We start from the raw sequence: 11,095 nt of genomic DNA, 5'->3' as shown, positions 1-11,095 counted from the left end.
TCACAACTGCCCAAAAGATAGTCGATCGGTTCAAGACCGACCTCGGACACAGATCGATACCCGTAGGGTCCTGGTCACCGGTGGTGGTGGCCAGGACTTCGTGTTTTCCGGGATGGCAGGCCTTGGGCTTACGGGTCGTGCCGGCTGCGTTCAGCACGCCCACGATGCCGTCCAGGCCCGAAAGAGCCGCTGCCAGAGCCTTGCGGATCAGGCCGGCACAGGTGAGTACGCCTGGCACGCTGTTGCGGCCACGACCTGACGACCGCCCTGTCCCCATGCAACTGAAACACCAGGTAACCACTGGATCGCTCGCCCGGTGCGTTCTGCCGGTCGCGCTGCTCGGCGTTCCCTCTCCAGCCCCGTCGGTTGCTTGCGCCTGTGAGCAACACGAGTTGCCGTTGCCGGCTTCCTGCCCGTGGAGGCGCGAGTTTTGAGACGATCCTCACGGCTTGCAAAAAGATCTCTCACGGAAAGCAGCGTGTCATGGCCGGCCCCCTGCGCGAAGGCGATCCCACCACCCTTGGCCCCTACCGGCTGCGAGCGCGGCTTGGCGGAGGCGGGATGGGCCAGGTCTATCTCGGTCGTTCCCCTGGGGGCCGGTTGGTGGCGGTGAAGGTGGTACGCCCGGAGCTGGCCGATAATGCGCATTTCCGGCGGCGCTTCGCTTCCGAGGTCGAGGCGGCTCGCAAGGTCGGCGGGTTCTACACGGCTCAGGTGGTGGACGCCGACACGGACGGCGATCCGCCGTGGCTGGCCACGGCTTACATCCCCGGCCCCTCCTTGCAGCAGGCGGTAGACGAGCACGGGCCGTTGCCGCTGGAGTCGGTCGCGGTGCTGGGTGCGGGGCTGGCCGAAGGGCTGACGGCGGTGCACGCCTGTGAGGTGGTCCATCGTGACCTCAAGCCCGCGAACGTGATCCTGGCCGAGGACGGTCCCCGTTTGATCGACTTCGGAATCGCACGTGCGCTGGATGCGACCAGCCATACGCAGACGTCGACGGTGATGGGGACCGCCGCGTTCATGTCGCCTGAGCAGGCGTTGGGCCGGTCGGTGGGGCCGGCGTCGGATGTGTTCTCCCTCGGGTGCGTACTGGCTTTCGCGGCGACCGGCCGCAGCCCCTTCGGGGAAGGGCCGGCCAATGCGATCTTGTTCCGGGTCGTTCACGCCCAGCCGGACCTGGCAGGCGTGCCCGGTCCGCTGGCCGGCCTGGTGGCGGAATACCTGGCCAAGGATCCGGCCGCACGGCCGAGTGTGCGGCAGGTGCTGGACCGACTGACGCAGCTTGCCTCGCCCATGGTGGATGGAGTGCGCCCCGGGTGGTTGCCGGAGGCGCTCACCGAGGTGGTCACGCGGCAACGGACCAAGGCGCTGACCGTTCTCGACGGTCCGGAGAGTACGCCGCGGGTGGAGCCGGTGCCGCCCGGTCGCGTGCACGGGGCGACGGCTGCGATGCCGTCCGCCGGTCACGTGGAACGACCGGGCGGGTCGCAGTCCCTGTTGGTCAATGAACGTCGTCGCCGGCGCGGGAACAAGCCGGTGTACCCCGCCTCCGGGCGCGAGATCGCGGTCTATGTGCTCCTGGCCTTCTTCACCTTGCTGTCGGTGAACACGCTGGTGCAGCAGCTCATCGTCCTCACGGGAAAGACCCCGCTTCGGGAGGTCTACAGCGGTCTCAGGTACGAGATCAAGGACATGGACGCCGTGATGATGGTGGTCCAGGCCGTCGTAGGGGCGGCGCTGGTGGTGTGCTGGGTGCTGTGGTTCTCGCGGGCGCGGGCCAAGGCGGAGACGTTCGCACCTGGCAGGTTGCGTTACAGCCGCTCGATGGCCGTGTTCGGCTGGTTCATCCCGCTGGCCAACCTCTTCCTGCCCAAGCAGATCGCCGATGACGTCTGGCATGCGTCGAGTCCGCCCGAGCAGGCCGCGGGGCCGATGGCGCCGGCCGGTCTGCTGAACGCGTGGTGGGCTTTGTGGCTGACCACTTTCGTGACGTGGCCGCTGTTCTGGGTGCCGTGGTCGGAGTTCCTCGATGAGCGGCTGACGTACTACCACTACACCGTGGAACCGCTCGGCTGGGTGAGCGTCGCCCTACGCCTGCTGGGAGTGGCGACGGCGGTCGTCGCCGCTCTCTACGTACGGCGGTTGAGCAAGATGCAGGCGGTCAAGCCGGCCGCCTGATCACATCGCGGCTCCGTGCGGCCGCGCCTGCCCGGTCGCACCCGCGGTGCGCGCCGGCCTGGCCGGCACCGAGAAAGTCCTGGTCACGAGGGGGTGCGACCAGGACCTCCTCGGGAGGGTCAGTTGCCGCGGGGGCCGGGGCGCTGCTGCCCGTGCAGGAGGGGAGGTCGGAGACGAGCCGCATCGAACGCAGCTTCGCCGACCGGCTGGCCGGGCTGCCGCAGGACGTACGGCTGCTGCTCACGGTGGCGAGCGCCGACCCGACCGGGGATCCCCGGCCTGCTGTGGGCCGCCGCGGAACGCCTTGGGGTCGAACCGCAGGCCGGCGCGCACGCGGAGGCGTCCGGCCTGGTCGTACTCGGGCCCGGACGAGGACGTCGCCGCCGAGCTGGACCGCTCGGCCGCCCGCGCGCTCGCGCGCGGCGGTCGCGGGACTGCTGGGATTGCTACCTCGACGCCGTGGAGATGGCCCTGGTCGTCGGCAGGGCGAGCGGCGTCATGGACATGGTGGTCGAGGCGGCGTGCTCGGCACCGCCCGTCCCCGGGCCGCCCGACCTCCTCGACCGTGCTGGTACGCCTCGCGACGGAGGGGCACAGGACGGCCGCCCGCCCGGCGCGCGAGACCGTCGCGGCGAGCCCGCTGTGGACCGAGCGTCCCGCGCCGGCCGGCATGCTCGCCGTCGAGCTCTGGAACATCGACGCCCACGGCGTGATCACCGCCTGGGTGCCGGCCACCGCCCGCGAGACCGGTTCGCCGCTCATGCTCCGCCTCGGTCCCGGCATGGAGGCGGCGAGCGCGGTGCACGCCGGCGACTTCACCGCCGCCACATCGGCGATCGCCGAGGATGCCGCGCTCCTCGAGCGCGACCGGCCGCACAGGTCGGGTGTCAGGCGGCCGGCAGCCAGAGATCGGGGCCGAAGACCTCGTACTTGATGTCGCGAGCGGCCACCCCCGCCTTCAGCAGCCGGCCGCGCACGTCGCGCATGAACGGCAGCGGCCCGCACAGGTACACGATCGCGCCGGCGGGGATCTCGACGTCCGACAGGTCCATCAGGCCGTCGCGGTCGGGGGCGGTGGCGCCTCGTTCGTACCAGAAGATCCGGTCGCCGGCGAGGTTCGCCATGTCCTCGCGGAGCGCGTGCTCCTCCGGTGAGCGGTCGGCGTGCAGCAGCAGGACGCGGCGGTCCGAGCCGGTGGCGGCCAGGTGCTGGAGCATCGCCACGATCGGCGTGGCGCCGATGCCCGCCGAGACCAGCACGAGCGGCCGGTCGCCGTCGTCCAGGGTGACGTCGCCGAACGGCGCGGACAGGGTCAGCTCATCGCCCGGGCGTACGGTCTCGTGCAGCAGCGTCGACACCTCGCCCGCGGGGTCGCCGGTCACCCGCTTGACGGTGATCCTGCGCAGCTCGCCCACACTGGACAGGGTGTACTGGCGGAGCTGGTGGACGCCGTCGGGCATGCGTACCCGGACGCTGACGTACTGGCCGGGCCGCGCGGGCGGAACGGGCGCGTCGCCGACCGGGCGCAGCAGGAAGGAGACCACGTGCGGCGTCTCCTCCCGGCGGGCGACGACCCGCCACTGCCGCCACGTGTCGCCGTGACGCGCGCCCGCCGCCGCGTAGATCCTGGCCTCCTGCGCGATCAGCGCTCCGGCCATCAGCCAGTACACCTCGTCCCACGCCGCCGCGACCTCCGGGGTGACGGCATCTCCCAGGACGTGGGCGATCGCGGCGAACAGGTACTTGTGCACGATCACGTACTGGTCGTCAGTGACGCCCACGGCGGCGTGCTTGTGGGCGATGCGCGACAGCAGCACGTCGGGGCGCTCGTCCGGATGCTCGAGCAGGTGTGTCGCGAACGCGGCGATGGACCCCGCCAGGGCCCTGCGCTGCTCACCGTTCGCCTGGTTGCCCCGGTTGAACAGGCCGTCGAGCAGCTCCGGCCGTTCGGCGAACATCGTCTCGTAGAAACGCGCGGTGATGGCGTCGAGCGAGGCTCCGACGACGGGCAGCGTGGCACGGACGATCGCCGCTGATTCCGCGGACAGCATGAAACCCCCAACGCAGATGGACTCAGAGGGCCCGGCGGGCCGGAGTCCAAGCTACGGACGAGGCCGGGCGCGCTCACCAGGCCGAACGTCGGTCGTCGCAGGGACGAAAGTCCCTAAAGCGGGATCAAGCGGGCCGGACAGCAGTCCCTACAGCGAGATCATGTGCCGGGCAGCGCGGTGGCCAGCAGCACGACGCCGAGCGACCCCACCAGCGAACCCACCGCCATGACCCGCGCCAGCTTGGGCCGCCCCGCCCCGGACGCCCACCCGTGCGCCCCCGCCGCCGCCATGACGGCGCAGAACAGCAGCAGCTTGGCCGCGAGAATCCGCCCGTAACCGGGCTCGGCCAGCGAAGCCCAGGTGACGCCGTGATGCCAGGCGATCGCCACACCGGTGGCAAGCTGAACGGGCAGGAACACCGCGGCGGTGAGCAGCCCGAACCGCCGCCCGATCGCGGTCAGCACCTGCCCGCGCCGCTCACCGTCCAGCATGCGGCGCGCCAGCGGCAGCACGACCAGCGACACCGCGAGCTGGCCGCCGACCCACAGAGCGGCCCCGAGCACATGCAGAAACCGCACCACCGTCCACCACGTCATGACGCACTCACCTCCGCGTGACCTCATGCCGAGGCGTGGCCGGGCTCGCGGCGGGCACGGCGTGGCGATGGCGACCGCGCCGCGCATGCCGCCGGAGAGATGCCGGATGATCGGCTTGGTCCGACCATCGTATGACCGCGTCCCGACGGTCCCGGTCCCGGCTCCGGCATCGGAGGTGACGTCGGAGACGTTGCGGCCTTGATCGGCGGGCTGGACGGCACGGCAGTCCGCCGTGACCGGCGCGCCCCGGGCGCGGGTCAGCGGCCGGGGAGGGTCTTGAGGGACTCCGAGCGGCGGGCGAGGAGCTGGGCGTAGGTGCCGTCTCGTTCGGCCCAGCGCAGGGGCAGGGCGCGCTCGACGATGATCTCGTTCGGGGTCGGGTCCTGGGCGAGCAGGCTGAGCGCCTCGGCGAGGTAGCCGTCGAGGGGCAGGGCGGCGGGGTTGAGCTTGGCCTGCTGGTCGGAGGTGGCGACGGCGGGCGGGATGAGCTCGGTGACGTTGACGCCGGTCCCGGCGAGCTGGGCGCGCAGGGACTCGGTGTAGGAGTGCACGCCGGCCTTGGTGGCGCCGTACGTCGGCATCAGCGGGAACGGCATGAACCCGATGCCGGAGCTGACCGTGATGATGTCGCCGGCGCCGCGGGCGAGGAGGTGCGGGGTGAAGGCGTCGATCACCCGGATGGTGCCGAGGAGGTTGACCGCGATCGTGGTCTCGGCCTGAGCGATGTGGGCCGGGTCGCGAAGGTCCTCGGCGAGCATGACGCCCGCCATGGTGACGAGCACGTCGAGGTCGGGGTGCTTGGCGAGCACCTCGTCGCGGGCGGCGGCGATGGAGGCGGGGTCGGTGACGTCGATCCGTACGGCCTCGACGCCCTCGACCCGGTCGATGTCGCGCCCGCCGACGACGACGGTGCTGCCGGCGTCGACGAACCGCTGGGCCAGCCCGCGCCCGATCCCGGACGTGCCTCCTGCGATGAAAACGGTACGGCCGCTGATGTCCATGGCACTCACTTCCTCGTTGAGCGTGTCCGTTCTGCTTTCCACGGTCGTACGCGGGTGCGCGGGCGCGGGAGACCCTGTCGTTCCTGGGGCCTGACAGGACCCCCTCTCGGCGTCGCCCGGCTCGCTAGCCTGAAGGTCATGGACGGGGACAAAGCCAACCGGCTCGGCGAGTACCTGCGCGCCCGGCGGGCCCTGGTGACGCCGGAGCAGGCCGGCATTCCGGCCGGGCCCAACCGCCGGGTTCCCGGGCTGCGGCGCGAGGAGGTCGCGATGCTGGCCGGGATCAGCTCCGACTACTACATGCGGCTGGAGCGCGGGCGTGACAGGCATCCGTCCGTTCAGGTGCTCACGGCGCTGGCGCGCGTCCTTCATCTCGACGAGGTGGAGCAGCAGTACCTGCTCGACCTGGCCGCGCCGCCGCGGCAGGCGGCGCCGCGGCGCCGGCGGGCCGAGCGGGTTCCGGCCCGGCTGCATCACCTGCTCGCCACCATCGGGGTCCCGGCGTTCGTCGAGGGCCGGGCGTACGACGTCCTCGCATCCAACGAGCTCGCGCGCGCCCTGTCGCCGCGGCTGCGGCCGGGCGAGAACCGGCTGCGGTCCCTGCTGCTCGATCCCGAGGAACGCGAGTTCCACGCCGACTGGGAGCGGGCCACCGAGGAGTTCGTGGGGGCGTTCCGCCAGTCGATCGGGGACGACACCGGCGACGCGCGCGTGGTGGAGCTGGTCGGCGAGCTCTCGCTGGCCAGCGCCCGGTTCCGTACGCTGTGGGCCCGCCACGACGTGCGGCGTCTCGAAGGCGGCACGGCCGTGGTGCACCATCCGATGGTCGGCACGCTTCATCTGCATCGCGAGAAGCTGCCGGTGGCCGATGAGCTGCTCCTCGTCCTCTACTACGCGGAAGAGGGCAGCGAGACAGCGGAGAAGCTGCAGATCCTGGCGTCCCTGGCCGGGGCGCCGTCGGCGGGCGGGCGAGCGCCGGCGCGGGATCGGGGATCTCAGCGGCCGAGCTGAAGGTGTATCGGTAAAGCGGCCGGTCGATAACCGATGGGAACGCGCCTTCGCCGACACTACGATGAGTGGCGTGATTACCACTTCGGGCAGAGCACGGCGCAGATGGCCGTAAGCATGCACGACGTGGCTCGCGCCGCGGGGGTCTCCCAGCGCACGGTCTCCAACGTGGTCAACGATTACCCTTACGTCCGCCCGGAGACGCGCCAGCGCGTCCTGGCCGCCATGGAGGCGCTGGGCTACGTGCCCAACGCGGCGGCGCGCAGCCTCCGCGCGGCCCGCACAGGGCTGATCGCGCTCGTCGTGCCCGAGTTCCGCGCGCGCTATTTCGCCGAGCTGGCCGAGCAGGTCGTGCGCGCGGCCGAGCCGCTCGGCTACACGGTGCTGATCGAGCTGACCGAGTCCGACCGCGAGCGCGAGCTGAAGGTGCTGAGCGGCGAGCTCAACCAGCTCACCGACGGCGCGATCATGTCGGCCGTGGCGCTGCGGCCGGGCGACGGCCGCCGGCGCCGCCCCGGCTACCCGATCGTGCTGGTGGGCGACGAGGTGCTGGAGGGCCCGATCCACCACGTCGGGATCCCCAACCGGGAGGCCGCGCTCGCGGTGGCCCGGCATCTGGTGGCCGGCGGGCGGCGGCGGCCGATGGTGCTCGGCTACCGGCCCCATGTGCACATCACGGCCCGGATGCGCGCCGAGGGCTTCCTCGACGGGCTCGCCGAGGCGGGCCTGAAAGTGCCGGACGAGCTGCTGGTGGGCGGCGACTGGAGCCGCAAGGTGGGCCGGCAGGCGGTGGAGGAGCACCTGAGCGCGGGCCGTCCCATGCCGGATGCGATCTTCGCGATGAACGACTCGCTGGCGCTCGGCGCGCTCCGCGCGCTCGCCGAGCGCGGCGTGCGGGTGCCGGAGGATGTCGCGGTGGTCGGCTTCGACGACGTCGAGGAGGCCCGCTACTCGACGCCGTCGCTGACGTCCGTGGCCCCCGACGTGGAGGCGCTGGCCTCCACCGCGGTGGCCATGCTGCACGAGCAGATCACCGGCAAGCCCAGCGGGCTGGACTCGCATGCCATGGTCGGCTTCAGCCTCCAGGTGCGCGAGTCCAGCCGGTGAGCCGGTCTACTGGCCGCCGAGGCCGGTGGTGGCGATGCCCCTGATGATCTGCCGCTGGAAGAACAGGAACACCACGATGAGCGGCAGCGCGGCCATGACCGCGCCGGCCATGTTCTGCGCGAAGACGACGCCGTAGCCGGTGGTGACGGTCTGCAGGCCGACCGGCAGAGTCATGAGGTCGGGGTCGTTCGCGACCATGTACGGCCAGAGGAAGTTGTTCCACGCGCCGACGAACGTGAAGATCGACACCGCCGCGATGATCGGCCGCGACAGCGGCAGCACGATGCTGACGAAGATGCGGACCGACCCGGCCCCGTCCACCCGGGCGGCGTCCTCCAGCTCCCGCGGGATGCCGTCGAAGAAGCGCTTGAGCACGAACACCATGACCGGCGCGACCACCTGCGGCAGGATGATCCCCCAGAACGTGTCCACCATGTTGAAGGCCAGCATCTCGTCGAACAGCGGCACGATGAAGATCGTGCCCGGGATCATGATCGACGCGACGGTGACGCCGAGCAGGAACCTCCGCCCGGTGAAGTCCAGCCGGGAGAAGGCGTAGCCGGCCATCGTGGAGATCACCAGCGTGATGAGCGTGACGCCGGTCGCCACGATGAGGCTGTTGATCATCCAGGTGGGGATCTCGCCGAGCCGGAAGATGTAGGAGTAGATCTCGAAGGTGTAGCCGTGCTCGGGCAGGATCGTCACGGGCGCGGCGCTCGCGTCGGCCTCCGACTTGAACGAGGTGTTCACCGCCCACAGGAACGGCGTCAGCATCAGGAGGCTGAACAGGGCGAGGGTCGCGAAGGCCACGATGCGCCCGGCGTTGATGCTTTTCATGAGTCGGACCTCCGGGCGAACCGCAGCTGGAGCAGCGACAGGACGAGGATGATGGCGAAGAAGACGTACGAGATCGCCGAGGCGTAGCCGAGCCGGTAGCCGGTGAAGCCGGAGTCGAAGATGTACATCAGGATCGAGCGGGTCGAGTCGTCGGGCCCGCCGCCGGTCATCTGGAAGATCTGGTCGAAGACCTTGAGCGAGGCCAGCACCTGCAGCACCAGGATCAGCCCGGTGGTGTTGCGCAGCAGCGGCAGCGTGATGGAGAACAGCTGCCGCCACTTGCCCGCCCCGTCGATCGCGGCGGCCTCGTAGACGGTGGCGGGGATGTTCTGCAGCGCGGCCAGGTAGAGCAGGAAGTTGAAGCCCAGCGTCCACCAGGTCGTGGTGGCCGCGATCGCCAGCATGGCGGTGTCCGGATTCTGAAGCCACGCCTGGCTCTCGAAGCCCAGCCAGCCGAGCACGGTGTTGATCAGCCCGAGCTCGGGGTTGTAGAGCCAGCCCCAGAACTTGCTGACCACGGTCGAGGCCAGCAGGTACGGCAGGAAGAACGACATCCGCCACACCCACTGCCCCGGCAGCCCCATGTTGACCAGCAGCGCGGCGCCGAGCGCCAGCACGACCAGCGGGATCGTGGTGAGCACGGTGAACAGCACCGTGTTGCCGAACGTCTTCCACACCATCGGGTCGGTGAGCGCTTCGGCGTAGTTGGAGAGCCCGACCATGTCCGGCTGCCCGCCCGCGGCGAGGTCCCGGTTCGTGAAGCTCATCCAGAAGCCGTAGATGGTGGGCCAGACCAGGAAGAGCACGAAGAACACGAAGAACGGAGCCACCCAGAGCAGCCCGGCCTTGCTCTGCGCGACCTTCGTGGCGGTTTTGGGGGTGTCGGCGACGGCACCCTTGGGCAAAGTGATCGACGTCATCGCTGCACCGCCTTGGACATGAGGACATTGACGCGCTCGGCGAAGTCGGCGATGGCGTCCTTGACGGAGGTCTGGCCGAGCATCACGTTCTGGAACGAGCTGCCGAACTGGTTCTGGAAGTTGGAGCCGCCTCCGGTGAACGACGACGGCGGGTCGTACTTCAGGTACGCCGCGGTCTCGGCGTAGTCGCTGTTGGGCCGCAGCGCCTTGAACTCGGGGCTGTTGACGACGGGCAGGTAGGCGGGCGTGTGCCCGGCGCCGCCCCATGGCAGCGAGGCCTTGAGGATTCTGGACACCGCCTCGTAGGCCAGCTCGCGCTTGGCCTCGTCGGGCTGCGACTGGTGCGGCAGCACGAACGTGTGCGAGTCGCCCCAGGCCGCCTTGATCCCGGTGCCGAACAGGTTCGGGATCGGCATCGCGCCGAGCTCGAAGTCCGCCTTCTGGAACTGCGGCGAGTCCCACACGCCGGAGAAGATGAAACCGGACTCGCCGTTGATGAAGGAGGAGTTGGCGGTCCCGCCGTCGGCGCTCCTGGAGGCGACCTCGCCGTCCACGAGCTTGCGCATGGTCTCGATGGAGTCGCCGAACGCGTCGGCGTCGTACTGGAAGCGGTCGCCCTGGAGGTCGAACGTGGCGCCGTGCATCGTGTAGAAAGTCCAGAAGAGCCGCCAGAGCTGGGCGCCGTCGCCGAGATATCCGTAGGCGATGCCGTACGGCTTGCCGGTGACCCGCTTGAACTCCCTGCCGAGCTGCTTCAGGTCGTCCAGGCTCTTGATCTCGGGCAGCTTGCCCTGCGAGTCCAGCACGCCGGCCTTCTTCGCCAGGGTGGCGTTGTAGAACGAGACGAACGCGTGCGAGTCCAGCGCGATCGCGTAGACCTTGCCGTTGACGATGGAGCTCTGCCAGGCCGAGGCGGTGAACGACTGCTCGGTGATCCCGTAGCGGGCCAGCCGGGCGGGGTCCCACGGGTCGAGCAGGCCGCCCGGTGCGAAGCCGGCGAGCCGCGACATGTGCATGATCGCGAGGTCGGGGGCGCGCCCGCCGGCCGCGGACATGGAGAGTTTGGTGTAGTACGGAGGCCCCCAGGCGAGGACGACCGGTTTGATGCGGGCGGCGTCCCAGCTGTCGTCGATGCCGGACAGGATCTCGGCCATGCGCTCGCCGTCGCCGCCGCCGAGCAGGTGCCAGAAGACGATCTCCCGGGGATCCCGGCCGGCGATCCCCGTCCCACAGCCGGTCAGAAGTGCGGTCAGCCCCGCGGCTTGCAGAAATCTGCGCCGGGAGAGGCGGGAATGGGTCCACTCGTTCATACGTGGTTCCTCGCAGAAATCCGGCCGCCCTCACAGCGGGGGGTGACCGGATGTTGACTCCGGTTGGAGGGAGTGTGGCACACTTTG

At 70.3% G+C, this 11,095-nt stretch carries 10 protein-coding genes; 4 read left to right on the top strand and 6 right to left on the bottom strand.

Annotation, left to right across the window (positions count from 1 at the left end; all coding sequences use genetic code 11):
- Positions 1-483: 483 nt before the first annotated feature.
- Positions 484-2,178 carry a DUF4328 domain-containing protein gene (locus tag ACGFIM_RS19050; protein WP_393201929.1) on the top strand — a complete coding sequence of 565 codons (1,695 nt, stop codon included), beginning with the start codon at positions 484-486 and terminating at the stop codon, positions 2,176-2,178.
- A 565-nt stretch (positions 2,179-2,743) separates the two neighbouring features.
- Positions 2,744-3,112 (top strand): hypothetical protein, encoded by a 369-nt coding sequence (locus tag ACGFIM_RS19045; RefSeq protein WP_393201927.1) that lies wholly within the window; start codon positions 2,744-2,746, stop codon positions 3,110-3,112.
- Here ACGFIM_RS19045 and ACGFIM_RS19040 read toward each other — a convergent pair.
- From ACGFIM_RS19040 to ACGFIM_RS19030, 3 genes are all read right to left on the bottom strand, one after another.
- Positions 3,066-4,229: a globin domain-containing protein gene (locus ACGFIM_RS19040; RefSeq protein WP_393201925.1), complete on the bottom strand. Its 1,164-nt coding sequence runs from the start codon at positions 4,227-4,229 to the stop codon at positions 3,066-3,068. The genes ACGFIM_RS19045 and ACGFIM_RS19040 overlap by 47 nt on opposite strands.
- 158 nt (positions 4,230-4,387) lie before the next feature.
- Entirely contained in the window at positions 4,388-4,825 is a 438-nt protein-coding gene (locus ACGFIM_RS19035; protein ID WP_393201923.1) for a hypothetical protein, read from the bottom strand.
- Positions 4,826-5,082: 257 nt separating this feature from the next.
- Positions 5,083-5,868, bottom strand: coding sequence for an SDR family oxidoreductase (locus ACGFIM_RS19030; RefSeq protein WP_393201921.1), 786 nt, complete (start codon positions 5,866-5,868; stop codon positions 5,083-5,085).
- A 96-nt stretch (positions 5,869-5,964) separates the two neighbouring features.
- Here ACGFIM_RS19030 and ACGFIM_RS19025 point away from each other — a divergent pair, with 96 nt between their 5' ends.
- Together ACGFIM_RS19025 and ACGFIM_RS19020 are read left to right on the top strand one after the other, a co-directional pair.
- Positions 5,965-6,837: a helix-turn-helix domain-containing protein gene (locus tag ACGFIM_RS19025; RefSeq protein ID WP_393201919.1), complete on the top strand. Its 873-nt coding sequence runs from the start codon at positions 5,965-5,967 to the stop codon at positions 6,835-6,837.
- 114 nt (positions 6,838-6,951) lie between these two features.
- On the top strand, positions 6,952-7,941 hold the full coding sequence (locus ACGFIM_RS19020; protein WP_393201917.1) for a LacI family DNA-binding transcriptional regulator: 990 nt from the start codon (positions 6,952-6,954) through the stop codon (positions 7,939-7,941).
- Positions 7,942-7,947: 6 nt separating this feature from the next.
- Here ACGFIM_RS19020 and ACGFIM_RS19015 read toward each other — a convergent pair whose 3' ends face one another.
- Genes ACGFIM_RS19015 through ACGFIM_RS19005 form a run of 3 tightly spaced genes read right to left on the bottom strand, consistent with a single transcriptional unit; the run spans position 7,948 to position 11,008 of the window.
- Positions 7,948-8,778, bottom strand: a complete 831-nt coding sequence (locus tag ACGFIM_RS19015; protein ID WP_393201915.1) for a carbohydrate ABC transporter permease — start codon at positions 8,776-8,778, stop codon at positions 7,948-7,950.
- Complete coding sequence (locus ACGFIM_RS19010) at positions 8,775-9,698, bottom strand: carbohydrate ABC transporter permease (protein WP_393201913.1); 924 nt, start codon at positions 9,696-9,698, stop codon at positions 8,775-8,777. Before ACGFIM_RS19010 ends, ACGFIM_RS19015 begins: the two co-directional genes overlap by 4 nt.
- Positions 9,695-11,008: an extracellular solute-binding protein gene (locus tag ACGFIM_RS19005; RefSeq protein ID WP_393201911.1), complete on the bottom strand. Its 1,314-nt coding sequence runs from the start codon at positions 11,006-11,008 to the stop codon at positions 9,695-9,697. Before ACGFIM_RS19005 ends, ACGFIM_RS19010 begins: the two co-directional genes overlap by 4 nt.
- Between the last annotated feature and the right edge of the window lie 87 nt (positions 11,009-11,095).

Origin of the sequence: Nonomuraea sp. NPDC049309 (genome assembly GCF_043196965.1) — a bacterium.
Lineage (GTDB): Bacteria > Actinomycetota > Actinomycetes > Streptosporangiales > Streptosporangiaceae > Nonomuraea > Nonomuraea fastidiosa.
The sequence above is the reverse complement of the archived record's forward strand: the minus strand, read 5'-3'. Positions and strand labels throughout refer to the sequence as shown.